Origin of the sequence: Neisseria sp. MVDL19-042950 (genome assembly GCF_030504625.1) — a bacterium.
In the GTDB taxonomy this organism is placed as follows: Bacteria; Pseudomonadota; Gammaproteobacteria; order Burkholderiales; family Neisseriaceae; genus Neisseria.
Window position 1 is genome coordinate 19344 of the sequence record NZ_JAUKWH010000004.1, and the last position, 24629, is coordinate 43972.

A 24629-nucleotide genomic window follows, 5' to 3' on the forward strand; every position below is an offset into this window, starting at 1 on the left:
TTGATGTAGAGAAGCGGGCTTTTTTGTGGATAAGTTGTTTTTCCTTTTTATTTCAAATGAGATAGGCCGTCTGAAAGACTTGGGAAAAAGTGCCCGGTTTATTGATGATAAATGTGGATAAATTTAAAATAAGACGGTGTTTTGTGGAAAACAAAAGAGCTGTGCACAGCTTTCAGACGGCCTGTGTGGTTAAAGGCCGTCTGAAAAACCGAATATGGTGTATTTGTTTCAAAGAAACCGACAGTTGGGAGAAAAGTGATGCAGATGAAAACCTTATATAGTTTGTTGGCCACGCTGACACTGGCCGCTTATGCGCAAACCGCTTCGGCTAACCCGCTGCCTTTGGATCGCCCCCAAGCAGTTCCGGCGGCTGCGGCCGTGGAAAACCATGCGCCCGAACAAGGCACGGGGATTACCGAGCAGAAATTGGTGCAAGCCAAAGAATTTATGGCGGCATCGGCCAACCCGCTTGCCACCGAAGCCGGTTATGAAATTTTAAAACGCGGCGGCAGTGCGATTGATGCCATGATTGCCATGCAAACTACGCTGAGCTTAACCGAACCGCAATCTTCGGGCTTGGGGGGCGGTGCGTTTTTGGTGTATTGGGATAACAAGGAGAAAAAGCTGACAACGTTCGATGCTCGGGAAACCGCACCGAAAGCCGCCGAACCGGAGCTTTTTTTGGATAAAAACGGCAAACCGCTGGAATTTATACAAGCGGTGGTCGGCGGCCGTTCGGTAGGCGTGCCGGGTGTACCGAAACTTTTGGAAGATGTCCACAAACGCTACGGCAGATTGCCGTGGCACACTTTGTTTGACAAGCCGATAGAGCTGGCTCAAAAAGGTTTTCCCGTATCGGCGCGGATGGCGCGTTCCATCGAGCAAAATCGGGAGCAGTTGCAACGTCATTCCGCCACTGCCGCGTATTTCATGCCCGAAGGCAAACCGCTTGAGGAAGGTACGTTGCTGAAAAATCCCGAATTTGCGGCCACGGTAAAATTGCTTGCCAAACAAGGCAGCGGGCCGTTTTACAAAGGCATTCCCGCATTCAATATCGTTAAAACCGTTATCGGTATGTCGGATAATCCCGGTCGGATTTCCATTGAAGATTTCAAAAATTATCAGGTAATCGAGCGTGCCCCCGTTTGTACGCCCTATCGCGAATATGAAATTTGCGGTATGGGTGCGCCGAGTTCCGGCGGCATTGCGTTAGGGCAGATTTTCGGGATTTTGCAGCATTTCAATATGCGGGCTTTGGGTGCGGATAATATTATGAGCTGGCGTTTGCTTGGCGATGCTTCCCGACTGGCTTTTGCCGACCGTAATTACTACATCGCCGACCCCGAATTTGCCGATGTGCCGGTAAGTGCCATGCTGCATCCCGCTTATCTGAAACTGCGCGCCGAGTTGATTGCCGACCATTACGGTGCCTTGAAAGACGTGATGCCCGGCGGTTTTGCGCGCACGCAAGCCAAAGGCAAAGCTATTGAGCTGCCGTCTACCAGCCATCTGGTAATTGTGGATAAAGAAGGTAATGTCGTTTCCATGACCACATCGATCGAAAACGCTTTCGGTTCTACTTTGATGGCCAACGGTTATCTGCTTAACAACGAGCTGACCGATTTTTCGTTCAAACCCGTTGACGAAGAAGGCAAGCCGGTAGCCAACAGCGTGGCCGGCGGCAAACGCCCGCGTTCTTCAATGGCACCGACTATTGTGCTGAAAAACGGCGAACCTTATCTGGCAGTAGGCTCGCCCGGCGGCAGCCGCATTATCGGTTATGTAGCCAAAACCTTGACCGCCCATCTTGATTGGGGCATGGATATCCAGCAAGCCATTGATTTACCGAATATGCTTAACCGAACCGGTACTTATGAGCTGGAACAGAACACGCCGGCCGCCGATAAAGCCTCCGTTCTGGAAAGATTGGGCTATAAAGTGCAGGTGCGTGATTTGAATTCGGGCATACAAGGCATTGTTATCCGTGCCGACGGTTTGCAAGGCGGTGCCGATCCGCGCCGCGAAGGTAAAGTGATGGGAGATTGATTGTTTTAATACCGCAGATACATTGAGGCCGTCTGAAAACATAAACATGCTTTTTCAGACGGCCTTTCGTATGGGTTTTCAATTTATATTATGCGGCGTTCGACAAGCTGTGGAACGCGGCCGGCAAGTCTTCATCATGCGGAAATTCTACCCATTCGTAGCAGGATTCGTCTGCCAAAATAGTACGCAGCAGCGCATTGTTGATGGCATGGCCGGATTTGTAGCCTTCAAATGCACCGATAATCGGGTGGCCGACGATATATAGGTCGCCGATGGCATCCAAAATTTTATGGCGCACGAATTCATCGGGATAACGCAAACCTTCGGGGTTCAACACATCGGTGTCGTCGATCACGATGGCGTTGTTGAGGTTGCCGCCCAAACCGAGATTGTGCGAGCGCATCAGTTCCACTTCCTGCATAAAACCGAAGGTGCGGGCGCGAGCGATTTCGTCGATGTAGGATTTGCCGGCGAAGTCGATTTCAAATGTTGGGCTGCTGCGGTTGAATACGGGATGGTCGAACTCGATGGTCAGCGTAACTTTGAAGCCGTCGTAAGGGGTAAAGCGCACCCATTTGCCGCTTTCTTTCACTTCTACGGGCTTCAAAATCTTTAAAAAGCGTTTTTGTGCTTTTTGGTCGACAATGCCCGCGTCTTGCAGCAGATAAATAAACGGCAGGCTCGAGCCGTCCATAATCGGGATTTCGGGCGCGTTCAATTCGATTAAGGTGTTATCCACACCGTAAGCGGCCAGAGCCGACATGATGTGCTCGATGGTGCCGACGCGCACGCCGTGTTCGGTAACTACGGTGGAAGATAGGCGCGTATCGTTGATTAAATAAGGATTGAGTTGGATGGTTTCGCCCTGAACACCTTCCAAATCGGTGCGGCGGAAAGAAATGCCGCTGTTTTCAGGGGCGGGATGCAAGGTGAGTGCCACACGTTCGCCGGAATGCAGGCCGACTCCGGTAACATTGATGGATTTCGCCAATGTTCTTTGCAGCATAGGGGTATCCTTTTTTTACTTTTGTTTTGCCAGTATCAATTATTGATTGATGATACGGTAAAACAGAATCAATAACATAGTATTTTTAATAGTATTTATTTATTGATGGCTTAAAACGTACAGTATCTTGCGACATAGATGAATGTGGTTTTATCCGGTATTTTTTCGTGGATAAAGCAAACTTATCTACACGATGAAAGTTTATTTCAATTTTATCCCGATTTATCACTTTTTCAGCAACAGATTTATCCCTATGCTTATTCAAGGCTTATCCGGTTATTTTAAAAATAAAAAACCGAGTTATCCACAAAACGGGTCAGTGTTCATTTAAATCATCATTTTTATTTTAAAATCATATTATTAATATTTTCAGACGGCCTCTCGGATAAGATTACTTAATTTAAATCAGATTTTGTGTGGTTTTATAAAAATAATGCTAGTAAGTAGTTTTATTTCATGATACAAATAAAGTATTGAAATAAATCCTCTATACCGAAGTTTTCTAAGGAGCAGATAAATGAGCATCAAAGTTGCGATTAATGGTTTCGGCCGCATCGGTCGTCTGGCCTTGCGCCAAATTATCAAAACCGACGGCATTGAAGTGGTGGCAGTAAACGATTTAACGCCTGCCGATATGTTGCTGCACCTGTTTAAATACGACACAACCCAAGGCCGTTTTCAAGGCAAAGCCGAGTTGAAAGACGATATGATCATGGTGAACGGTAAGGAAATCAAAGTATTTGCCGATCCTGATCCTGAAAATCTGCCGTGGGGCGAGCTGGGTGTGGATGTAGTGCTGGAATGCACCGGTTTCTTCACCAAGCAGGAAAAAGCTGAAAAACACATCAAAGCAGGCGCGAAAAAAGTAGTGATTTCCGCACCGGGCGGCGATATGAAAACTGTGGTTTACGGTGTGAACCAGCATATTCTGGACGGTAGCGAAACCGTGATTTCCGCCGCTTCCTGTACCACCAACTGCTTGGCACCGATGGCCAACGTGTTGCAAAAAGAGTTCGGTATCGTCGAAGGTTTGATGACCACTATCCACGCCTACACCGGCGACCAAAACACCTTGGACGCGCCGCACCGCAAAAACGATTTCCGGCGCGCTCGTGCCGCCGCTTTGAACATCGTGCCGAACACCACAGGCGCGGCCAAAGCCATCGGTTTGGTGATTCCCGAGCTGAAAGGCAAATTGGACGGCTCCGCACAACGCGTGCCTGTGGCCACCGGTTCGCTTACCGAATTGGTGTCTGTTTTGGAACGTCCGGTTATGGTTGAAGAAGTGAATGCGGCAATGAAAAAAGCCGCGAGCGATTATTATGCTTACAATGAAGACCCGATTGTGTCTTCAGACGTTATCGGCTTGGAAGCGGGTTCGATGTTTGATGCTACCCAAACCAAAGTGATGACGGTGGGCGACAAACAGTTGGTTAAAACCGTGGCTTGGTACGACAACGAAATGTCTTACACCTGCCAGCTGGTTCGTGTATTGGAATACTTTGCCAAGCTGATCAAATAACCGGTTTACGCTTCACAAATTTAAAATAAAACTCAATATAACTGCGGCCGTCTGAAAAATATTTTTCAGACGGCCTTTTTTTCAGGGTTCGTATAAAAATCTGCTTCGGGTGGCTGACGAATTGATTTGTAGGGATTTTTTACCGTTTTCAAAACCATCGGCGAAAAAAACAGCCCTTGTAAAACAAGGGCCGGAATTCATTTGTTTTCCGTAAAGGATAAACAGTTATGAAAAGTTGCTGTCTGCCATTATACTCACCACCTTGATAAAAGGCCAGTTTCAGACGGCCATGTGTTTATAATTGTGTGGTTTAAACTACAATGTTATTGTTTTTAAAGATAATTTATTTGAAATGAATACAAATACCGTTTACGTGTCATTTTTGTTTTTCTTCACTTTCTCGACGGTTTTGCAACTTTATTTATCCGTGCGACAAAGCCGTGCGGTATTGGCACACCGTCATGAAGTGCCGCGCGATTTTGCCGATACGGTGTCGCTGGAAGAACATCAAAAAGCGGCAGATTATACTTTGGCCAAGCAGAGATTATCGCGTTACCGTATTTTGTTCGATGCGTTTTTGCTGTTGGTGTTCACCCTCGGCGGCGGTTTGAATCTGCTGGCGGCATTGAGTATGAAGTTTTCAGACGGCCCCATTACGCAGGGTGTGTTGCTGATTGCTTTGTTTGTGGTGGTGAACAACGTGCTTTCGCTGCCGTTTGATTGGTATGCCACCTTTAAACTGGAAGCCCGTTTCGGTTTTAACCGCAGCACGACGATTACATTTATGGCCGATAACATTAAAGCATTGCTGCTGGGGGCGGTGATCGGCGTGCCGCTGCTGTATGCGGCGATTTATCTGATGGGTATTACCGGTTCGTTGTGGTGGATGTGGATATGGCTATTGTGGCTGGCTTTTTCGTTTTTGCTGATGTGGGCGTTTCCGAAGTGGATCGCGCCGGTTTTCAATAAATTCGAGCCTATGCCCGAAGGCAGTTTGAAAACCCGTATCGAAAGCCTGTTGGAGCGCACAGGGTTCAAAAGCAAAGGTATTTTTGTGATGGACGGCAGCAAACGTTCCGGCCACGGCAATGCTTATTTCACCGGTTTGGGCGACAACAAGCGCATCGTGTTTTACGACACGTTGCTGCAAGATATGCAGCCGGACGAAGTGGAAGCGGTGCTGGCGCATGAATTGGGCCATTTCAGACGCAGGCATATTATCAAGCAGATGCTGGTTATGTTGGCTTTGGCTTTGGTGGTGCTGTTCATATTGGGTCAGTTGATGCCCGAAGCGGCGTTTTACCGCGGTTTGGGCGTAGGCTATCCCAGCCATGCGATGGCTTTGCTACTGTTTTTGCTGGTGTTGCCGGTGTTTACTTTTCCGTTTTCGCCTTTGCGCAGTTTGATGTCGCGTAGAAATGAGTTTGAAGCCGACCGTTTTGCTGCAAAAACCGTATCAGTGCAGGATTTGATTACGGCTTTGACTAAACTTTACCGCAGTAATGCCGCTACTTTGGTGTCGGATAAATGGTATTCGCGTTTTTACGATTCCCATCCGGGCGCGAGGGAACGGGTGGCGGCTTTGAGGACGTTGGAAAAAAACCAAAGCCGCGGCAAGGTGCAGTAAAGGGGAAGCCGTACGCTGCAACCGGTTGATGATGTGGAAAAGATAAGAGGCCGTCTGAAAGATTATTTCAGACGGCCTCTTGATATCGGGGCATACAGGCCGGACGATAAGCCGGGTTCTGTCGTCGGACAGCCATTCCTCTAGGCACACCATTGCTGATGCACTCCAGCAACCTACCCGAACACTCGGCGAGCAGCGTCATGGTGTTCTGTTTGGTCTTGCTCCGAATGGGGTTTAGCCTGCTGCGCCTTGTTACCAAGTGCACGGTGCGCTCTTACCGCACCTTTTCACCCTTACCTGTGCTGCTGAAGCAGCCATCGGCGGTATTGCTTTCTGTTCCACTTTCCGTCGCATTGCTGCGCCCGGCCGTTAGCCGGCATTCTGCTCTTTGGAGCCCGGACTTTCCTCCCCGCACGCTTTATGCAATGCGCAGCGACTGTCTGTCCGACCTGTATGCGCGGCAGATTATAGCACGGATGCGGGCGGTATCCGAACGGTGCGGCAACGGCGGAAAATAATCGAAGGCCGTCTGAAAAGCTTTTTCAGACGGCCTTCGGCTTATATGGAACGCAATATTATCAACGCAGCAGCTCGTCGGTAATTTTTTGCAGAAACGCCACCCTGTCCTGCCGCACTTCGCCTGCTTCGGCTGCGTTTTTGACCGCGCAGCCCGGTTCGGCGCGGTGGGTGCAGTTGTGGAAGCGGCATTGCCCCGCCAGATGGCGTAAATCGGGGAAATAATGCAGCAATCGGGCGGCATCGAGATGGAACAGGCCGAATTCCTGCAAGCCGGGTGAATCGATTAACTGAGTTTCTTCGTTTAAATCGTAAAGCTGGGCGTGGGTGGTGGTGTGTTTGCCGGAATCGAGCGCGGTGGAAATATCGCCGACACGGGCGGTTTGGCTGCCGAGCAAGGCATTGGTGAGGGTGGATTTGCCCATGCCGCTCTGCCCCAGAAAAATATTGGTATGGCCTTGCAAAACCGGTTTGAGCGGCTCGGCGTTATCGAGCGCGCTTACTTCCAAAACGGGATAACCGAGTGTTTCGTAAAATTTCAGTTTTTCATGCCATGCAGCGGTTTCGGGCAGATCGGCTTTGTTCAGCACGATGACGGCGTGGATGTCGGCGGCTTCGGCGGCAAGCAGGGTGCGCTGGATGAAGGTTTCGCTGGGGCCGGGCACGGCGGCGGTAACGATTAAAAGCTGGTCGACGTTGGCGGCGATCAGCTTGGTTTTCCATGCGTCTTGGCGGTAGAGCAGGCTTTCGCGAGGCAGATAGTCTTCGATAACCGCCTGTTCGTTGTTGATCGGTGTGATGTGTACGTAATCGCCGCAGGCGAAATCGACGCGTTTTTTACGGGTGGTGGTGTCGTAGATGCGGCCGCTGCCGGTGCGCACGATGTAGCGTCTGCCGTAGCTGGTGATGATTTGGGCGGTTTCAGGCATAGGGGAAAAGGGTTGGTGGCGGGAAAAGCCTATTCTACAAGATTTGATATCGAAAAGGCCGTCTGAAACGGAAGTTTTCAGACGGCCTCGATATTGCTTGCGGGTTAAGCGGAAATTAAATACTGCCTTTCAGCACAACACGGCTGTTCCAAGTACCGATATGGCATTCGTATTGGTCACCACCGACGGTTTTTTTGTCGAAATAGCTGACTACGTGCACGGATTTGCTGTTGTAACGCTGAGCAGTAGATTGGAAGCGTTTTACCGCGCTTAGGAAAGCGCGTTGGCAGGTTTCTTCAGGGGTTTTGTTCACGGCATTGGCTATTTGGCGCGAGACGAGGGTTTTGCCGCCTACGTTGCCGTAGCTCACGTGGATGTTGGGGTTGAGCACTTGCTTGGCTTCGCTTGAATTCAGAGCGGCGCGTGCAGAACACAAGTAGGCATCGTTTTTGCCTTTGTTGTTGATTTTGCGGCCTTCGCCGATGCTGCGGCAGGCACCGCCGGCTGAGTGGCTTTGGGCATGTGCTTCGTTTCCGCTTGCGGAAGGCGCAGAGTGGTTGGCACAGGCAGACAAGGCAAGAGCGGCGGCACTGGTAAGCAGTAATACAGAAAAACGTTTGTTCATAATGTATTTTCCTTTGGGTTATTTCGGTTATAACGGATGTAGCTTGTTCATTATACTGATTTTTTGTGGCGGTGTATGTTTCTAAAAGTTTAACCTTGAAAGCAGGCTTATAAATCCAGCACCATTACCGAAACCGTTTCACCGTTCACTTCGCGTTTGTCGGTTTCCCGCCAGCCGTAGCGGGCGTAAAGCGGCTGCATGTCGGGGGTGTAGAGATAGAGTTTGTCAATTTCCAACAGCCGCGCCGTCTGCAAACAGGTTTTTACCAATGCGCCGCCGGCACCGCAGCCGCGGTGTTCGGGCATCACGAACACGTCGCCCAGCCAGTAGCGCTCTTCGGGGTGATGCCGCAAATCGTATTCTTTCAACGAAGCCGAGCCGAGCAATGCGCCGCGGCCGTTTTCGGCCATCCATACTTTGGGCAGCGGGCCGGCGGCGGTTAGGGCGTGGTGGTAGCGGTCGAGGATTTTTCGCATATCGCTCCACGGTGCGAAATCATGCCATTCGGTGTAAAGCGCACGGGCGAGCGCGTCGATATGGTAGGGGCATTGGTTTAGAGGTTTGATATGGATGGTCATGGCGGAGTGCTTCGGGAGGCCGTCTGAAAACATGATTATACGTTTAGCGTAATCTATTGTAATCATGACACAAATCAACCGTTCAAGTTTCGCGCCTTTACCGCTTTTGCCGCTTCCCGCATAATGCGGCTGATTGGCTTTATTTTATTCAGACAAGGAAACCGACATGGCATTTTTGAAACTGACCGAACAAAACGTACAAGGCAAAACTGTTTTAATCCGTGCCGATATGAATGTGCCGTTTAAAGACGGCAGCATCAGCGACGACACCCGTATCCGTGCATCGCTCGCGTCGATTCAATACTGCTTGGACAACGGCGCATCGGTGATTGTGATGTCGCATCTGGGCCGTCCCACCGAAGGCGAATTCAATCCGGAAGATGACGTGGCTCCGGTTGCCGCCCACTTGGGCAAATTGTTGAGCAAAGAAGTCAAAGTGTTGAACGACTGGCGCGAAAACAAACCCGTTTTGGCGGCAGGCGAAGTGGCCATGCTGCAAAACGTGCGCATCAACAAAGGCGAAAAGAAAAACGATTTGGAATTGGGCAAAGCTTACGCCGCGTTGTGCGATGTGTTTGTGAACGACGCATTCGGCACCGCCCACCGCGCCCAAGCCTCTACCGAAGCCGTGGCCCAAGCCGCACCGGTGGCATGCGCCGGCGTGTTGATGGCAAACGAGTTGGACGCATTGGGCAAAGCCCTCAAGGAGCCCGCCCGCCCCTTGGCGGCGATTGTGGCCGGCAGCAAAGTATCGACCAAACTTACCATTCTCGAGAGCTTGGCCGACAAAGTCGACCAATTGATCGTCGGCGGCGGCATCGCCAACACTTTCCTGCTGGCTGCGGGCAAATCCATCGGCAAATCGCTGGCCGAGCATGATTTGGTGGAAGAATCGAAAAAAATCATGGAAAAAATGGCAGCCAAAGGCGGCGTGGTTCCGCTGCCGACCGACGTAGTGGTGGCTAAAGCGTTTGCCGCCGATGCCGAAGCAACGGTAAAGAATATCGACGACGTGGCCGAAGACGACATGATTCTCGACATCGGCCCGCAATCCGCCGCAGCCTTGGCCGAAGCACTGAAAAAAGCCGGCACGGTGGTGTGGAACGGCCCTGTGGGTGTGTTCGAGTTCGACCAATTCGCCGGCGGCACAGAAGTGCTGGCGAAAGCGATTGCCGACAGCAGCGCCTTCTCGATTGCCGGCGGAGGCGACACTTTAGCGGCGATTGCCAAGTTCGGCATCACCGATCAAATCAGTTACATTTCCACCGGCGGCGGTGCGTTCCTTGAATTTTTGGAAGGCAAAGAGCTGCCTGCCGTGGCGGTTTTGGAAAAACGCGCTTAAGCGTGCTGCATCAATATCACAATCAAGCAGAGGCCGTCTGAAACCTTTCAGACGGCCTTTTTAACGGCATGCGCGGCTTGGTTTGGATATTCGCCATATTCGGTTAAAATGTCGGATTTAAAACCAAAAATATCCGCTGTTTATGAATTTGTACCGCAAGCTGCCCGTGCCGATTCTGCCCGAAAATGTCCGCCGCGAAGTTCAGGCGAAAGAATCGTATCATGTGCTGAAAATTATTTCCGAGTTTGTCGAGGCAGGAGAAGAGCTGCGTGCCATCCAGCCCGCCGTGAGTATTTACGGCAGCGCGCGCACGCCGGCCGACAGCCCTGATTACCAGTTTACCGAACGCCTGTCGCGCAAACTTTCCGATGCCGGTTTTGCGGTGATTTCGGGTGGCGGGCCGGGTATTATGGAAGCGGCCAACAAAGGCGCGTTTGCCGGCAGAAGCCCCGCCGTGGGCTTGAATATCGTGTTGCCGCATGAGCAGACGGCAAACCCTTATCAAAACCTTTCGATTAAATTCCAGCATTTTTTCCCGCGTAAAGTGATGTTTGTGAAGCACGCCGTTGCCTATGTGGTGATGCCCGGCGGTTACGGTACGCTCGACGAACTGTTTGAAAGCCTCACGCTGGTGCAAACCGGCAAAACGCCCAGCCGCCCGATTATTCTGGTAGGCAAAGCATTCTGGCAGGGGCTGTTCGACTGGATACGCCAACAACTGCACGGTAACGGCATGATTTCCGAAAAGGATTTGGATTTGATGAAAGTGATTGATGATGAAGACGAAATCATCGAGCATATTTTCGCCCACTATGAAAAACGCGCCGACGGTTTGTGCGAGCCGCAAGACAATACTTGGGAATTGGGTTTGTAGACAGGCCGTCTGAAAACGGCTGTCGCCGCACATGGCGGCCGGAATTGAAATCCAGTAGAATACCCGCAAACAAAATATTTCTAACCTTCAGATTTAAAAGAGAGAAAACCATGATAGAAGCAGAAGTAGTCAACCAATTGAATGCTGCGCTGGCCGACCTTGCCGAACGCAGCACTGACATTCGGGGGTATCTTTGACTACGACGGCAAAAAAGACCGTTTGGAAGAAGTAGTCGGCCTTTCCGAAGATCCCGATTTGTGGAACGACCCTAAAAAAGCCCAAGAAATCGGCAAAGAGCGCAAAGTGCTCGAAGGCATCGTGCTCACGCTCGACAACATCGCCGCCGGCATCGACGACAACCGCGAGCTGTTGGAAATGGTGGTGGAAGAAAACGACGAAGACGGCTTTGCCGCCGTGCGGGAAGACATCGCCAACCTTGAAAAACAAATGGGCGAGCTGGAATTCAAACGCATGTTCAACCAGCCGGCCGACGTGAACAACTGCTTTATCGACATCACCGCCGGCGCGGGCGGCACCGAAGCGGAAGACTGGGCGGGCATGCTCTACCGCATGTATCTGCGCTATGCCGAGCGCAAAGGCTTCAAAGTGGAGGTGCTGGAAGAAGACGAAGGCGACATCGCCGGCATCAACCGCGCCACCATCAAGCTCGAAGGCGAATACGCCTACGGCCTCTTGCGTACCGAAACCGGCATCCACCGTTTGGTTCGCTACTCGCCGTTCGATTCCAACAACAAACGCCACACTTCATTCTGCTCGGTATTCGTTTACCCCGAAGTGGACGACAGTTTCGAAGTGGAAATCAACCCCGCCGACCTGCGCATCGACACCTACCGCGCTTCCGGTGCGGGCGGCCAGCACATCAACAAAACCGATTCCGCCGTGCGGATTACCCACAACCCGACCGGCATCGTGGTGCAATGCCAAAACGACCGTTCGCAACACCGCAACCGCGACGAAGCGATGAACATGCTGAAAGCCAAGCTGTTTGAATTGGAAATGCGCAAACGCAACGAAGAAAAACAATCGCTGGAAGACAGCAAATCCGATGTGGGTTGGGGCCACCAAATCCGCTCGTATGTGTTCGACCAATCACGTATCAAAGATTTGCGCACTTCTTACGAAGTCGGCAACATCAAAGCCGTGATGGACGGCGATTTGGACGGCTTTATCGAAGCCAGTCTGAAACAGGGCGTTTAAACCGGCAGTGAGTTTGAGGCCGTCTGAAAACTTTGTTTTCAGACGGCCTCTTAGTATGCTTGTCTGGGCTGTTGTAATACGGCCGCCCTACCCTATCCGCTTGAACGGCGGCAGGCAAGCGAGCATTTGGCGGCCGTAGTTTTGGGTTTTGACGCGGTTGTCGAGTATGGTTACGCGACCGTAGTCTTGCTCGGTGCGGATCAGCCGCCCGACGGCCTGCACCAGTTTGATGCTGGCTTCGGGCACGGTGATTTCGATAAACGGATTGCCGCCGCGCTGTTCGATCCAGCGGTTTTGGGTTTTTTCGATGGGGTTGTCGGGCATGGAGAACGGCAGTTTGGCGATGATTACCTGCACACAGGCTTCGCCGGGCAGGTCGAGTCCTTCGGCGAAGCTATCCAAACCGAAAATGATGCTGGCGCGGCCGTCTGAAATGGCTTGGTAGTGTTTTTGCAGCAGCACGGCTTTGGGCAATTCGCCTTGCACGAGCAAAAGCGGCAGGTAGTCTTCGGGCAGGCGCAGGGCGACATCCTGCATTTGTTTGCGCGAGGAAAACAGCACCAGCGTACCGATGGCTTCGGCGGGCGAAATCAGCTTGGGCAGCCATTCGACGATGGCGGCGGTGTGCGCGGCGGGGTCTTTGGGGCTGGCGTGCACGGGCGGGATATACAATTCGCCTTGCGCGTCGAAATCAAACGGGCTTTGCAGGGCGAGCGTGGTGGTTTCGGGCAACCATTGCAGGCCGGTTTGGCGCAGAATCAGGTTGAAGCTGCCGAGCGATTGCAGGGTGGCGGAGGTAAGCACGGCACCGGCGGCGCGCCGCCACAGGTTGTTGGCCAGATACGATGCGCTGCTGATGGGGCTGGCGTGGAAGAAGTAGTCGTTTTTGTCGTCGAGGCGGCGGGTTATCCATTTGGCCAGCGGTTCTTCGCCTTCGGCAGGCACGGTGGAAAGCAAATCCCATGTGGCGGTGATTTGTTCGATGCGGGCGCGGAATACGCCGAATTCGGTGCTCAGGCGGTCGATTTGGGCGCTGTTTTGGTCTTTGTCGCGGCGGGCGGCGGCCAAAGCGTCGTTGAGGCTGTTGATGTGTTTGTAGAGGCTGCGGGCGGCGATGGCGGTGTTGGATACGGCTAATTCGAGCGCTTCGGGAATTTTGCCGTCTTGCCACAGCCATACGGATTCGTTGTTTTCAGACGGCCTCAATTCCGGCTCTTCGGATAAGTGGAACTGCCATTCGTGCAGGCTTTCGAGCAGCGCGGCGGCGGCTTCGTCGGCAAGGTTCGCCAGCTCTGCTTTGTCGGTTAAGGTAGCGATTTTGGCGATAACGGCGGGCAGTTTTTCCAACGCCCACACCGCTTGGTTCCACGAATGCTCGGCGGCAAACTGGCTCAGGGCTTTTTTGGGCAGGTGGTGCGCTTCGTCGATGCAGTAGAAGCTGTTTTCGGGGGCGGGCAGAATCACGCCGCCGCCCATGCTGATATCGACCATCAGCAAGTCGTGGTTGGCCACAACGACATCGACGTTTTCCAGCGTGTCGCGGGCAAGGTAAAACGGGCATTCGGGGCGGTTGGGGCAGGCGGCTTTGAGGCAGCCGTAGTTGTCGTTGTTCACCTTCATCCAGATGGTGTCGTCGATTTTTTCCGGCCAAGTGTCGCGGTCGCCGTTGAAGCGGCGGGCGGCGAATTCGTCGGCGATGTCGCGCAGCAGCTTCAATTCTTCGGGCTTGGGTTTGCTGTCCCACAACACGGCGGGGGCTTCGAAGCCGAGCAGGTTTTGCTGGGCGTTGCTTTGGGTGAGCTGGTAGAGTTTGTAGGGGCAGAGATAGCGTCCGCGGCCTTTGGCAAGCGCGAAAGTTAATTCCAAGCCGCTTTGTTCCACCAAAAACGGCAAGTCGCGGTCAACCAACTGCTCTTGCAGGGCAACGGTGGCGCTGCTCACGATCAGCCGCTTGCCGCGCGTTTGCGCCATGATGCCGCCGGCCAAAAGATAAGCCAAACTTTTGCCCACGCCGGTCGGCCCTTCGATCACGACTATGCTCTCGCCTTCGCGTTTGGGTGCTTCTTCGCCTTCGGCACGGGTTTGCGTGCGCGAAAAGGTGTTGGCAATGGCTGCAATCATCTCCCGCTGCGCGGCGCGCGGGCGGAAGTTGGGCAGGTTTTTGCCGATGTTTTGGTAATGGTCGCGGATGGCGTTTTTTTCTAAATCGGTGAGCATTGAGGCCGTCTGAAAAGCGCTGGGAGGGAAAAGCGTATTTTAACCGATTGCGGCGGGCGAGCCGAATCATTATGTTTGAAAACCGTGCTGCGGCCATTTTCTTCAACGGCCGGTTGCATGGATGCGGAAAGGCCGTCTGAAAATCAACTTTTTCAGACGGCCTGGGGTTTGATTGCGGGTCGGTTTATCGGGATTCTTGCCCGCCCAGCCATTTGGCGATGTCTTTACCCAACACATTGGCGGTACGGTTCAACACGGCGCACGAGCCTTTGAAGCCGCCCATAAAACCGCCTCCCGAGTGGCGCGTCAGGGTTGTTTTGCGAACCACTTCGCCGTTTTCGATCAGTTCCGCGTAGAGGGAAATGCTTTTCGAGTGGCCGATATAGGCGCTGCCGGCACTTACGGCCGAATCGATTTCGATCTTGGCATAGGTGTGTTGGCCGCTTAAATCTTCAGCCGTGCGCACAACGGTAATGCCCTGTTTTGCGGCGTTTTTGGCTACCGATTCGGACATAAACTCGCCGATTTTGGTGCATTCCGAAGTGATGCGGCGGTCGATGCGGCTTTCGTCCTGATACGGAATACTGTGTGCGATGTAGATTTCGGCTGCGGAAGCGGAAGCGGCGGCTAATGCGGCGGCCAGAAAGATGGTGTGTTTTTTCATGTTGTCTCCCTTAAAGTGTCGGATGGTACCTGCAACAACTCGCTTTATTCCGGTTGTTCGGTGCAGGCTCGGTCGATGCCGTCTGAAAAACCGCTCGGACGGCGGAATGTTTGAAACGGATAGGGTTTTACCCATGCAATGTTGAATATTATTTTTCGGCAAACTGCCGTGCGACCGTTGGAAACGCTTTGTTTTAAGACGGCCTTTCGGTTCCGGCATAGATTGAACGCTTATGCCGGCAAGCGTTCCACGATGCCCACGCCGATGGCGTTTTCGCCCAAATGCACGCCTACCGCGGGGGAAACCGGTTTGCCGCATTCCAAATGCAGGCCGGTTTTCTGGTGGAGCTTTTGGGTAAACTGTTGATACAGTTCGCGGCGGCCGCAATAGCTGCCGCATATCACCAAATCGGCAGGGTTGATGTCTTTAATGGTGTCGGCAACGGTTTCGACGAGGGAATCGATCATATCTTCGCTGTCCGGCACGGTGGTAACGCGCGAAACGCCGCTTTGTGAGAAACGCAATATGTTTTTCAACCCCAGCCAATCGTTGAACGATGCCCCCAGCCGCTCCAGCGTGCCGGTGCGGGTGAGTTGTTTCAACGACTGCAAGCCTAACAGCACCTGACAGCGCGGCTTGAGCTTTTCAAGGTATTCCACCACTTCTTCCGGCGTTTTGCCCTCTTTGAGCAGGCGCACGGCTTCAAAGGCGAAAAAGCCTTCGGGCATGCAGATCATGCCGGTGTCGACGACATAGATTTTCAGATCGTGCACCATTTCTTCGGCAATCTCTCGGACAATCGCGGCGGTTTGGCTTACTTTGCCGCTGACGGTGGTAACGATTGCTTCGTGATAGCCTTGCGTTTTCAGGTAATTGAACGTGTTGCGCAACGATTCCGGCGACGGCGGCGAAGTGGATGCTTCTTCGGCGGGATGGGAAAGCAGCCATTCGTGAAATTCTTCCGGCTTCAAATCGAGCCAGTCGGCATATTCGCGTCCGTCCAGATGGACGGTGGGGCGCAGGATATGGATGGGGCTGTCGCGGTCGACCACATTGTCCAAAGCACTTGTGGATGTGGCTAAAACCGCGCAACGATAAAAGGAATATGACTGCGGCATTTTAACAATCCTTCAGGGCAGAACATCAAATAATCGGCTTAAAATTATGATAAGCGGTATTTTTATTTTTGTCTATGACATTAAACCTGATGATTATTATTGAGTTGGCATAATCATTTTAATTCAAAGGCATCCGAAAAAATCAGGCCGTCTGAAACCTTTTTCAGACGGCCTCGAGCTGCCAGCCGAAGGCTTCCGCCAACCTCTGCCATTGCCCGTCCGCTTCGGCAATCAAGCGTATGGCCGAGTGGTTTTCGAGGCATCGGAACGTTAGCGAACGTGCGTGCAGCATCAGCCGCGTGGTGCCGGTATGGGCGGCGACGGCGCGGTTTTGGGCGGTGTCGCCGTGGGTGGTGTCGCCCACGATCGGGTGGAAAATGTGTTTCATGTGGCGGCGGAGCTGGTGTTTGCGGCCGGTATGCGGTGTCAGCTCCGCCCATGAATAGCGGGAAGTGGGATAACGGGCGGCGGATTGGAACGGCTGTTCGGTTTGGGCGAGGCAGCGGTAATCGGTAACGGCGGGTTGTGCGGGTTTGTCGGGGTCGGCAAACGGGTCGGCGATTTTATCGGCTTCTTCTTTGAGCGGATAGTCGATGCGCCCTGCCCCGTTCAGATAACCGCGTACCACCGCCCAATAGGTTTTCTGCACGGTTTGGGCGGCAAACTGCTGTGCGAGGGCGTGTGCGCTTTTGCTGTCGAGTGCGAACAGCAGCACGCCGGATGTCGGGCGGTCGAGCCGGTGGACGGGATACACGCGGCGGCCTATCTGGTCGCGCAGGGTCTGCATGACGAATTGGGTTTCACGGCTGTCGAGCCAGCTTCGGTGTACCAGCATGCCGGCGGGTTTGTTGACGGCGATGCAGTAGGCGTTGCGGTAGATGATTTCGAGCATGGTAATGTGTGTTTTTATGATGCGGCCGCGGTATGTATGGAGGCCGTCTGAAAACAAAAGGAGGCTTTCAGACGGCCTGCCGCTGTCGGATACGGTTCCGGTTCGGTAACGGCCGTGCCGTTTGGCGGGCGGCGGCCTGTATCAGCTTGCCTTGTCGGAGGTTTCGTTTTCCTGTGCCAGAATCGAGCGGATTTTGGCGACCAGAATGTCTATGGCGACGTTATTCGGTTGTTCGCTTGGGATAATCATGTCGGCGTGGCGTTTGGTGGGTTCGACGAATTGGTTGTGCATCGGCCGTACCTGTCCGATATATTGGTTGACAACCGATTCTACCGAACGCCCTCTTTCGGCCTGATCGCGTAACAGACGGCGGATGAAGCGCAGGTCGGCGGCGGTATCGACAAACAGTTTGATGTCCATCAGGCTGCGCACTTTTTCGTCGTACAAGGCCAACACGCCTTCGACGATGATCACGTCGACGGGCTCTTGCCGTTTGGTGTGCGGTGCGCGGGTGTAGCTTTTGTAGTCGTATTGCGGCAGTTCCACCGCTTCGCGTTGCAGCAGCAGTTGCAGGTGCCGGTAAAGCAAGGCGTTGTCGAATGCGCCGGGGTGGTCGTAATTCTGGCGCAGCCTTTCTTCAAAAGGCATGGTGGCTTGATCGTTGTAGTAGTAATCTTGCTCGATAATGGTAATCGGATAGCCGCTGAATTGCTCTAACAATGCGCGTGCAACGGTGGTTTTGCCCGAACCGGAACCGCCGGCCACGCCGATGATGATGGGTTTTTTAAACATAACGTTCGGTTGCAGTAATGGTTTGTATAAACCGGATAACGGCATTATAGCCGAATGATTGAGGCCGTCTGAAATCATATTCAGACGGCCTGATGGTTGCTTGCAACGGCGGTTTTACGAAATACGTTCGATTTTCGCGCCCACTTTGCCGAGTTTGGTTTCGATATGCTCGTAACCGCGGTCGAGGTGGTAGATGCGCTCGACGATGGTTTCGCCGTCGGCCACCAAGCCCGCCATTACCAAGCTGGCGGAAGCGCGCAGGTCGGTGGCCATCACGGTGGCGCCGGACAATCTTTCCACGCCTTTCACAATCGCGGTATTGCCTTCGGCGGTGATGTTCGCGCCCATACGGTTCAACTCGGGCACGTGCATGAAGCGGTTTTCAAAAATGGTTTCCACCACTTTGCCGGTGCCTTCGGCGATGGCGTTCATCACCATAAACTGCGCCTGCATGTCGGTAGGGAAACCCGGGTGCGGCATGGTGCGGATATCCACGGCTTTGGGGCGTTGCTGCATATCGATGGAAATCCAGTCGTCGCCCGCTTCGATAACGGCACCGGCTTCCACCAGTTTATCCAACACCACTTCCATGGTTTTCGGTGCGGCGTTGCGCAATACCACTTTACCGCCGGTCATGGCGACGGCGCACAGGAAAGTGCCGGCTTCAATGCGGTCGGGCACGACGCTGTGCTCGCAGCCGTGCAATTCTTTCACGCCTTCGACGGTCATGGTCGGTGTGCCGATGCCGCTGATTTTTGCCCCCATTTTGACCAAGCATTCGGCCAAATCCACCACTTCGGGCTCGATGGCACAGTTTTCCAATACGGTGGTGCCTTCGGCCAAAGTGGCGGCCATCAGCAGGTTTTCGGTGCCGCCCACGGTAACCACATCCATCACCACGCGTGCGCCTTTCAGACGGCCTTTGGCTTTCACATAGCCGTGTTCGATGGTGATTTCCGCACCCATCGCTTCCAAGCCTTTCAAGTGTTGGTCGACGGGGCGCGAACCGATGGCACAGCCGCCGGGCAAACTCACTTGGGCTTCGCCGAAGCGCGCCAGCGTGGGGCCGAGCACCAGAATCGAAGCGCGCATGGTTTTTACCAATTCATACGGGGCAACGGTGTTGTTGACCGTGCCGCCGTTGATTTCAAATTCGTGCACATTGTCGGTCAGCACGCGCGCGCCCATGCCTTGCAGCAGTTTTTGGGTGGTTTTCACGTCGCGCAGCATGGGTACGTTTTTCAGGCGCAGAGTATCGGCGGTAAGCAAGCCTGCGCACATCAGCGGCAGGGCGGCGTTTTTGGCGCCGGATACGGTGATTTCGCCGTTTAACGGGCCGTTGGCGGAGATTTTGAGTTTATCCACAGTCGTTCTTTCGGTAGTTGGACGGCACAGGTTTTTTCAGACGGCCTGTGCGGGTGTGTCGATAGCTTTGTAAAGCGGTAAATAGAGAATTATAAAAGATTTTAAACGGTTCGGCAGACTTGCCCGGATAAACGGTATCAGGCCGTCTGAAACTGTATTTTCAGACGGCCTCTTCACAACTATGCAACGGCGGGCGCAACGGCTTTCAGATAGTTCAGCGCGATAAACTGCTTATCCGCATCCAGCTCGGTAACGGCCAGCAGCATTTGCGATTTGGGCAGCGCGTCGAACGGAATGCCGGTGGCACGGGTAACCAGCGGCAGGCCGTTGATGCGCACCAAATCTTCTTTCAACAGCGTGGCGTTCAGCTCTTTGATGCCTTGCTGTTCGAGATACACCAAGCTCCAGTAGCTTTCCATTTTGCGTTGGAAATCGGCATAGGCGGTGTAGGCGGACTCGAAATCGCGCAGGGCGGCGAAAAGGCCGGCATCGTTGTTTTGGAACAGCGGTTCGGCGGTGTCGTCGATCAGGCTGATAAGCTGCTTTTGGTTGATGTAGTCGGCGGCGCGGCGCAACGGCGAGGTAAACCAGCCGTAATGCTGCACGCCCATGCCGCTGTGCGGTTCGGATTTGGTGCTCATGCGCACTTTGCTGTTGCCGGGCTGCACGCGGAAGAGACCGGGCAGGTTGTTGGCATCGAGCATTTCGGCCCATGTGCTGTTGGCGAGGATCATCATTTCGCTCACCAATGTGTCGATAGGCGAACCGCGTTCGCGGCGGGCAATGCCTACGCTGCCGTCTTCATTCAATTCGATGCTGTAATCGTATTGCGGCGCGCGTTCAGGCTCGTATTTGCCGCGTGCTTTTTGGCGGGCAACGGCGAATTGGTACAGCCAGATTAAATCTTGATGGTGGTTGAACATGGCCTGCCCTTCGGCATCCAAGCCGGTTTCGGCGTTGAAATGCGGCTCGATGGTTTGGATGCGCAGGTTTTCGGCGATGTAAACGGCTTCGATTTTGTGTTCGGGCGCACCGACGTTGAAGTCGGCATCGATATCGAAATAAATGCTCACGGCGGGGCGGTATGCGCCTGCGTCGAGGCTGAACATGGCGATCCAGTCGTCGGGCAGCATGGTGATTTTGCCGCCGGGGAAATAGGCGGTGCTCAGGCGTTCCATGATGATTTGCTCGATGGCGCTGCCGGGTGCGACGGCTAACGACGGGGCGGCGATGTGGATGCCGACGCGTTTGCTGCCGTTGCCCAAATCGGTGAGGCTGATGGCATCGTCAACTTCGGTGGTGCTGTCGTCGTCGATGGAAAACGCCTGCACGTCGGCTTTGGGCAGGTCGGCCAAAGCGGGGATGGCGGCATCGGGAAAGCCGATGCCTTTGGGGAAATGCTTGATTTCAAAGCCGTCGTACAGGTATTGCGGAATCGAAGCCACGCCGCCGGTTTGCATAGCGAGAGCCAGCGGAGCGAGTTTGAGCGCGTCGGCGGCTTTGGTGAAGGCTTTGTAGGTGAGCGCCTGTTTGTCGGGCGCGTGCAGGATGGTTTTTAAGTCGGCGGCGATTTCAGACGGCATCTGCCCTTGTTTCAAGGCTTCGGCCCAGCTTTCGATTTGCGCTTCCTGCTGCTTTTTGCGCTCGATGGCGGCCAGCGCCTGCTTGAGGGTTTCTTCTGGCGCGGCTTTGAATACGCTTTTGGCCTTTTTGTAGAAGTACATCGGCGCGGCGTAGAGGGAGATTAGGGTGGCGGCCAGCTCGGTTTTGGTGGGCGCGTGGCCGAAATATTCTTCGGCGATGGCTTCGGCGGTGAATTCTTCTTCGCCGCACACTTCCCACAAGAGATCGGTGTCGATGTCGGCGGCTTCGGCTTGGGCTTTGTTTAGGAAGTCGTCGAGCGGGGTGTCGAATTCGACAAATACGTTGGCGGCTTTGACTTTGGTGCGTTTTCCGTGCTGGGTGTCGGCCTGATAGTTGGCATCGTTTTTCTGAACGACGGTTGCCACTTTGAATTGGCCGGATTCTTCGTAAAATATGTTCATATTGCAATCTGATATACAGGTTTGGGGAAAGGCCGTCTGAAAAAGGGTTTCAGACGGCCTTGATGTCTGTCGCGTTATCGGAAACGGCTTCAGTTTTTCCGGGCGGTAACGAATTCGGCCAGCAAACGCAGGTGGGCGGCCCGGCTGCCGAACGGCTCCAGCAAGACAACGGCTTCGCCGATCAATGTTTCGGCGTAGGTGCGGGCTTCGGTCAGCCCCATCAGCTTCACGTAGGTAGGCTTGTCGTTATCGGCATCTTTGCCGGCGGTTTTGCCGAGCGTGGCGGTGTCGGCTTCGCAGTCGAGCACGTCGTCGATCACTTGGAAGGCGAGGCCGAGTTTGCGGGCGTAATCGTCTAAACGTTCGATATCGCTATCGTTCAAATCGGGGCAGCACAATGCGCCGAGCATCACGGCGGCGCGGATGAGTGCGCCGGTTTTGAGGCCGTGCATGTGTTCCAGCGCGGCTTGCGTCATCGGTTTGCCGACGTTGGCCAGATCAATCGCCTGCCCGCCCGCCATGCCGAGGCTGCCGGATGCCCGCGCCAGTACGCCGACCATTTTGAGTTGGCGCGCCGGCGGCAAGGCCGTGGGTTGGCTTAATACGTCGAAAGCCAGCGTTTGCAGGGCATCGCCGACGAGCAAGGCGGTGGCTTCGTCGTATTGCACGTGGCAGGTGGGTTTGCCGCGGCGCAGGCTGTCGTTGTCCATCGCCGGCATGTCGTCGTGCACCAGCGAATAAACGTGTATCAGCTCCACCGCCGCCATCGCCTGCTCCGTTGCGGCGGCATCGGCATTGCCCAATTCGGAAGCGGCCAGCACCAACAGGGGGCGCAGGCGTTTGCCGCCGCCGAGGGTAACGTAGCGCATGGCTTGGTGCAGGATGTGCGGCACAATGTTTTCAGACGGCATCATGCGCTCGAGCACCAGCTCGGTTTGCGCTTGTGCTTTCTGCTGCCATGCTTTCAAATCATTCGCTTTGCTCAAGGTTCAGCTCCTTCAGTTCGCCTGCATCCAATACTTGCAGCTTCTGCTCGACTTCGGCGAGCTTGGCTTGGCAGTATTTCACTAATTCGTTGCCTTCCTGATAGGCGGCGAGCGCGTCTTCCAGCGGCATTTCGCTGCTCTGCATGGCTTGGGTGAGGGTTTCCAGACGTTTGAGCGCGTCTTCAAACGATTTGGGCGCGGCAGATTTTTTCATAAGGCGGTAGGGTTGGATGGAAAAGGTGTTATTGTAGCATTTTTGGGACGGTTCGGGCTGTTCGGATGGTGATGCAAATACCGTGGATCGGAATGCGTTAAAGCGGGAGAAAGAAGGTTGGAAACAGTATGGCAAACAAACTTATTTTGGATACAAGGGTGGCAAGTTGCAGACAGTACAGACCGTGCGGAACCGATTCCGTTGCCGCTTCAGCGGTTTGCACAGTCGTTCTCTTCGGACTAAGGCGCAGCAACGCCGTAGGAAGTTAGGTTTATTCGCTATAACAAGGCCGTCTGAATGTTTGTTGTCAAGCATGGTTCGGTTACGGCTGGCCGCGACAGACTCTAGAAATCGTGATATTCTGAAATTTTTCAAAAGAATCAAACATTTTAAATGACATCATCACGCAAGCAGGAGTTTAGAATGGCCTTCAGATTTTCTACTTTATTCGGTTTGGCGTGTATTGCCGCATCGGTGCAGGCGGCCGATTTGCCTCCTTTGCAAACGGTCGGCGAGGTGGATCTCGGGCGGTATGCCGGCACGTGGTATGAAATTGCGCGCCTGCCGATGCCTTTCCAGAAACAATGTGCCGCCAATGTAACGGCCACTTATACGCCCAATCCCGACAATACGGTTACCGTTACCAACCGCTGTTTGAAGGCTGACGGAGCTTGGTCGGCAGCCGAAGGGCTTGCCCGCCCGCAAAACGACAGCAATAATCGGTTGAGCGTAACTTTCCTGCCGAAAGCCTTGCGCTGGCTGCCGTTCGGCCACTCGCCTTATTGGATTATGGCGTTGGATGAAAATTATCAAACGGCAATGATCGGCCAACCCGACCGCAAATATCTTTGGGTGCTGTCGCGCACGCCGCAAATCGATGAGGCCGTTTATCAAGCCTATTTGAAGCAGGCTGCCGAGCAAGGTTATGATTTGTCGGGATTAATCCGAACCAAACAAAATTGAATCGTCTCGTTTGAAAGCGGCCGTCTATTTTAAAAAACGGCAGACGGAAGCGGTGCCGTGCGGTGCGGCGGTTTGCCCTGCCGTTCGGTTGCGGCCGAATCGTAGCGGATGTTTGCGGGAAATGCTTGAGGCCGTCTGAAATAAAGTTTCAGACGGCCTCTTTCGGTTTGCCGAATCAGGCTTTTTTCACGAATTCCGATTTCAGGTTCATGGCGCTGCCGTCGATTTTGCAGGCGATGTTGTGGTCGCCTTCTTGCAGGCGGATGCCTTTCACTTTGGTGCCTTGCTTAATGACCATCGAGCAGCCTTTGACTTTTAAGTCTTTAATCAGTACTACGGTATCGCCGTCGGTCAGCGGGGTGCCGTTGGCATCTTTCACTACAAGGCTTTCTTCGGCGGCGGCTTCGCCTTCCTGCCATTCGTGGGCGCATTCGGGGCAAACGAGTTGTGCGCCGTCGTGATAGGTAAATTCTGAGCCGCATTGCGGGCAGACGGGGTAAGTCATGGTGTTCCTTTATTCAGATTGTTATGGATAGTTGGGCAGGCCGTCTGAAACTTTTTCAGACGGCCTCTGCGTGTCAGAGCCTTTGGTAGTGTACGAACGAGTAGCGGATGCCGTTGGCAGCGGTGTGGCTTTCACGGGCGGTTTCCTGCCATTCCGCACGGTTGAAGGCGGGAAAAAACGCGTCGCCTTCCACGTTTAAATGCACTTCGGTAATACGCAAATCGGTGGCCTGCGGCAGGACTTGGGCGTAAATCTGTGCGCCGCCCATGACGATGATTTCTTCGGCGTCGGGGCATAAATCCAGTGCTTTTTGCAGGCCGGATACGGTTTCCGCGCCTTCGGCAGCATAATCCGCCTGCCGCGTAATCACGATATTGCGGCGGTTGGGCAGCGGTTTTTTAGGCAGCGATTCCCATGTTTTGCGTCCCATTACCACCGGTTTGCCCGATGTGTAGGTGCGGAAAAAGGCGAAATCTTCGGGCAGGTGCCACGGCATGGTGTTGTCGATGCCGATGCAGCCGTTGTCGGCGCAGGCGGCAATCAGGGTGATTTTTTGCATAACCGTTTTTTATGTGGGTTCAGACG

22 protein-coding genes and 1 other RNA gene are annotated in these 24629 nt (G+C 53.7%); 7 read left to right on the forward strand and 16 right to left on the reverse strand.

The window, feature by feature from the left end:
- The first annotated feature begins 264 nt into the window (after window positions 1–264).
- Window positions 265–2046 carry a gamma-glutamyltransferase gene (gene ggt, locus Q0X97_RS04635; RefSeq protein ID WP_302066371.1) on the forward strand — a complete coding sequence of 594 codons (1782 nt, stop codon included), beginning with the start codon at window positions 265–267 and terminating at the stop codon, window positions 2044–2046.
- A gap of 88 nt (window positions 2047–2134) precedes the next feature.
- On the opposite strand, the gene lpxC is transcribed toward ggt, so the two are convergent.
- On the reverse strand, window positions 2135–3052 hold the full coding sequence (lpxC, locus tag Q0X97_RS04640) for a UDP-3-O-acyl-N-acetylglucosamine deacetylase (protein ID WP_302066370.1): 918 nt from the start codon (window positions 3050–3052) through the stop codon (window positions 2135–2137).
- Window positions 3053–3569: 517 nt separating this feature from the next.
- Between lpxC and gap the strand changes: the two genes are divergently transcribed.
- Window positions 3570–4574 carry a type I glyceraldehyde-3-phosphate dehydrogenase gene (gap, locus tag Q0X97_RS04645; RefSeq protein ID WP_302066369.1) on the forward strand — a complete coding sequence of 335 codons (1005 nt, stop codon included), beginning with the start codon at window positions 3570–3572 and terminating at the stop codon, window positions 4572–4574.
- A 352-nt stretch (window positions 4575–4926) separates the two neighbouring features.
- Entirely contained in the window at window positions 4927–6201 is a 1275-nt protein-coding gene (locus Q0X97_RS04650) for a M48 family metallopeptidase (protein ID WP_302066368.1), read from the forward strand.
- A 91-nt stretch (window positions 6202–6292) separates the two neighbouring features.
- On the opposite strand, the gene rnpB is transcribed toward Q0X97_RS04650, so the two are convergent.
- The 4 genes from rnpB to Q0X97_RS04670 form a co-directional block, all read right to left on the reverse strand.
- Window positions 6293–6653: RNase P RNA component class A (gene rnpB / locus Q0X97_RS04655), an RNA gene on the reverse strand.
- Window positions 6654–6779: 126 nt separating this feature from the next.
- Complete coding sequence (rsgA, locus tag Q0X97_RS04660; RefSeq protein WP_302066367.1) at window positions 6780–7646, reverse strand: ribosome small subunit-dependent GTPase A; 867 nt, start codon at window positions 7644–7646, stop codon at window positions 6780–6782.
- Between the two features lie 115 nt (window positions 7647–7761).
- Entirely contained in the window at window positions 7762–8271 is a 510-nt protein-coding gene (locus Q0X97_RS04665; protein ID WP_302066366.1) for a hypothetical protein, read from the reverse strand.
- 107 nt (window positions 8272–8378) lie between these two features.
- Entirely contained in the window at window positions 8379–8849 is a 471-nt protein-coding gene (locus Q0X97_RS04670) for a GNAT family N-acetyltransferase (RefSeq protein WP_302066398.1), read from the reverse strand.
- 166 nt (window positions 8850–9015) lie between these two features.
- Here Q0X97_RS04670 and Q0X97_RS04675 point away from each other — a divergent pair, with 166 nt between their 5' ends.
- The 3 genes from Q0X97_RS04675 to prfB all read left to right on the forward strand — a co-directional run bounded on the left by Q0X97_RS04675 (window position 9016) and on the right by prfB (window position 12283).
- Window positions 9016–10191, forward strand: a complete 1176-nt coding sequence (locus Q0X97_RS04675; protein ID WP_302066365.1) for a phosphoglycerate kinase — start codon at window positions 9016–9018, stop codon at window positions 10189–10191.
- Window positions 10192–10333: 142 nt separating this feature from the next.
- A complete protein-coding gene (locus Q0X97_RS04680) occupies window positions 10334–11065 on the forward strand; it encodes a TIGR00730 family Rossman fold protein (protein ID WP_302066364.1) in 732 nt (243 codons plus the stop codon).
- 113 nt (window positions 11066–11178) lie between these two features.
- Window positions 11179–12283, forward strand: a protein-coding gene (gene prfB, locus Q0X97_RS04685; RefSeq protein ID WP_302066397.1) for a peptide chain release factor 2 whose coding sequence is annotated in 2 segments (ribosomal slippage) — window positions 11179–11259 and window positions 11261–12283 — 1104 coding nt in all. Because the reading frame shifts where the segments join, the coding sequence is not laid out codon by codon here.
- Between the two features lie 87 nt (window positions 12284–12370).
- Here the strand turns inward: prfB and dinG are convergent.
- The 9 genes from dinG to Q0X97_RS04730 form a co-directional block, all read right to left on the reverse strand.
- A complete protein-coding gene (gene dinG, locus Q0X97_RS04690) occupies window positions 12371–14500 on the reverse strand; it encodes an ATP-dependent DNA helicase DinG (protein ID WP_302066363.1) in 2130 nt (709 codons plus the stop codon).
- A 184-nt stretch (window positions 14501–14684) separates the two neighbouring features.
- Entirely contained in the window at window positions 14685–15164 is a 480-nt protein-coding gene (locus Q0X97_RS04695; RefSeq protein WP_302066362.1) for a hypothetical protein, read from the reverse strand.
- A gap of 230 nt (window positions 15165–15394) precedes the next feature.
- Complete coding sequence (locus Q0X97_RS04700; RefSeq protein ID WP_302066361.1) at window positions 15395–16282, reverse strand: DegV family protein; 888 nt, start codon at window positions 16280–16282, stop codon at window positions 15395–15397.
- Window positions 16283–16445: 163 nt separating this feature from the next.
- Window positions 16446–17174: a tRNA pseudouridine(65) synthase TruC gene (gene truC, locus Q0X97_RS04705; protein ID WP_302066360.1), complete on the reverse strand. Its 729-nt coding sequence runs from the start codon at window positions 17172–17174 to the stop codon at window positions 16446–16448.
- Between the two features lie 141 nt (window positions 17175–17315).
- Window positions 17316–17966: a uridine kinase gene (gene udk, locus Q0X97_RS04710; protein WP_302066359.1), complete on the reverse strand. Its 651-nt coding sequence runs from the start codon at window positions 17964–17966 to the stop codon at window positions 17316–17318.
- Between the two features lie 114 nt (window positions 17967–18080).
- Window positions 18081–19331, reverse strand: coding sequence for a UDP-N-acetylglucosamine 1-carboxyvinyltransferase (murA, locus tag Q0X97_RS04715; protein ID WP_302066358.1), 1251 nt, complete (start codon window positions 19329–19331; stop codon window positions 18081–18083).
- A gap of 179 nt (window positions 19332–19510) precedes the next feature.
- Window positions 19511–21376 (reverse strand): ribonuclease catalytic domain-containing protein, encoded by a 1866-nt coding sequence (locus Q0X97_RS04720; RefSeq protein ID WP_302066357.1) that lies wholly within the window; start codon window positions 21374–21376, stop codon window positions 19511–19513.
- Between the two features lie 89 nt (window positions 21377–21465).
- Complete coding sequence (locus tag Q0X97_RS04725; protein ID WP_302066356.1) at window positions 21466–22362, reverse strand: polyprenyl synthetase family protein; 897 nt, start codon at window positions 22360–22362, stop codon at window positions 21466–21468.
- Window positions 22346–22576: an exodeoxyribonuclease VII small subunit gene (locus Q0X97_RS04730; RefSeq protein ID WP_085389971.1), complete on the reverse strand. Its 231-nt coding sequence runs from the start codon at window positions 22574–22576 to the stop codon at window positions 22346–22348. Before Q0X97_RS04730 ends, Q0X97_RS04725 begins: the two co-directional genes overlap by 17 nt.
- Before the next feature lie 423 nt (window positions 22577–22999).
- On the opposite strand from Q0X97_RS04730, the gene Q0X97_RS04735 reads away from it, so the two are divergent.
- Window positions 23000–23539, forward strand: a complete 540-nt coding sequence (locus Q0X97_RS04735) for a lipocalin family protein (protein ID WP_302066355.1) — start codon at window positions 23000–23002, stop codon at window positions 23537–23539.
- A 175-nt stretch (window positions 23540–23714) separates the two neighbouring features.
- On the opposite strand, the gene Q0X97_RS04740 is transcribed toward Q0X97_RS04735, so the two are convergent.
- Together Q0X97_RS04740 and Q0X97_RS04745 are read right to left on the reverse strand one after the other, a co-directional pair.
- Window positions 23715–24044, reverse strand: a complete 330-nt coding sequence (locus Q0X97_RS04740) for a zinc ribbon domain-containing protein YjdM (protein ID WP_302066354.1) — start codon at window positions 24042–24044, stop codon at window positions 23715–23717.
- Window positions 24045–24117: 73 nt separating this feature from the next.
- Complete coding sequence (locus tag Q0X97_RS04745; RefSeq protein WP_302066353.1) at window positions 24118–24603, reverse strand: dihydrofolate reductase; 486 nt, start codon at window positions 24601–24603, stop codon at window positions 24118–24120.
- Window positions 24604–24629: the final 26 nt, after the last annotated feature.

What these genes read in the sequence shown, in the direction of transcription:
- ggt (WP_302066371.1), top strand. Translation starts at nt 265, where the DNA reads ATGAAAACCTTATATAGTTTGTTGGCCACGCTGACACTGGCCGCTTAT.
- Q0X97_RS04740 (WP_302066354.1), bottom strand. Translation starts at nt 24,044, where the DNA reads ATGACTTACCCCGTCTGCCCGCAATGCGGCTCAGAATTTACCTATCAC.
- Q0X97_RS04730 (WP_085389971.1), bottom strand. Translation starts at nt 22,576, where the DNA reads ATGAAAAAATCTGCCGCGCCCAAATCGTTTGAAGACGCGCTCAAACGT.
- Q0X97_RS04670 (WP_302066398.1), bottom strand. Translation starts at nt 8,849, where the DNA reads ATGACCATCCATATCAAACCTCTAAACCAATGCCCCTACCATATCGAC.
- udk (WP_302066359.1), bottom strand. Translation starts at nt 17,966, where the DNA reads ATGTTTAAAAAACCCATCATCATCGGCGTGGCCGGCGGTTCCGGTTCG.
- Q0X97_RS04680 (WP_302066364.1), top strand. Translation starts at nt 10,334, where the DNA reads ATGAATTTGTACCGCAAGCTGCCCGTGCCGATTCTGCCCGAAAATGTC.
- Q0X97_RS04700 (WP_302066361.1), bottom strand. Translation starts at nt 16,282, where the DNA reads ATGCCGCAGTCATATTCCTTTTATCGTTGCGCGGTTTTAGCCACATCC.
- rsgA (WP_302066367.1), bottom strand. Translation starts at nt 7,646, where the DNA reads ATGCCTGAAACCGCCCAAATCATCACCAGCTACGGCAGACGCTACATC.
- Q0X97_RS04695 (WP_302066362.1), bottom strand. Translation starts at nt 15,164, where the DNA reads ATGAAAAAACACACCATCTTTCTGGCCGCCGCATTAGCCGCCGCTTCC.
- Q0X97_RS04735 (WP_302066355.1), top strand. Translation starts at nt 23,000, where the DNA reads ATGGCCTTCAGATTTTCTACTTTATTCGGTTTGGCGTGTATTGCCGCA.
- lpxC (WP_302066370.1), bottom strand. Translation starts at nt 3,052, where the DNA reads ATGCTGCAAAGAACATTGGCGAAATCCATCAATGTTACCGGAGTCGGC.
- truC (WP_302066360.1), bottom strand. Translation starts at nt 17,174, where the DNA reads ATGCTCGAAATCATCTACCGCAACGCCTACTGCATCGCCGTCAACAAA.
- Q0X97_RS04665 (WP_302066366.1), bottom strand. Translation starts at nt 8,271, where the DNA reads ATGAACAAACGTTTTTCTGTATTACTGCTTACCAGTGCCGCCGCTCTT.
- gap (WP_302066369.1), top strand. Translation starts at nt 3,570, where the DNA reads ATGAGCATCAAAGTTGCGATTAATGGTTTCGGCCGCATCGGTCGTCTG.
- Q0X97_RS04650 (WP_302066368.1), top strand. Translation starts at nt 4,927, where the DNA reads ATGAATACAAATACCGTTTACGTGTCATTTTTGTTTTTCTTCACTTTC.
- Q0X97_RS04675 (WP_302066365.1), top strand. Translation starts at nt 9,016, where the DNA reads ATGGCATTTTTGAAACTGACCGAACAAAACGTACAAGGCAAAACTGTT.
- Q0X97_RS04720 (WP_302066357.1), bottom strand. Translation starts at nt 21,376, where the DNA reads ATGAACATATTTTACGAAGAATCCGGCCAATTCAAAGTGGCAACCGTC.
- dinG (WP_302066363.1), bottom strand. Translation starts at nt 14,500, where the DNA reads ATGCTCACCGATTTAGAAAAAAACGCCATCCGCGACCATTACCAAAAC.
- Q0X97_RS04745 (WP_302066353.1), bottom strand. Translation starts at nt 24,603, where the DNA reads ATGCAAAAAATCACCCTGATTGCCGCCTGCGCCGACAACGGCTGCATC.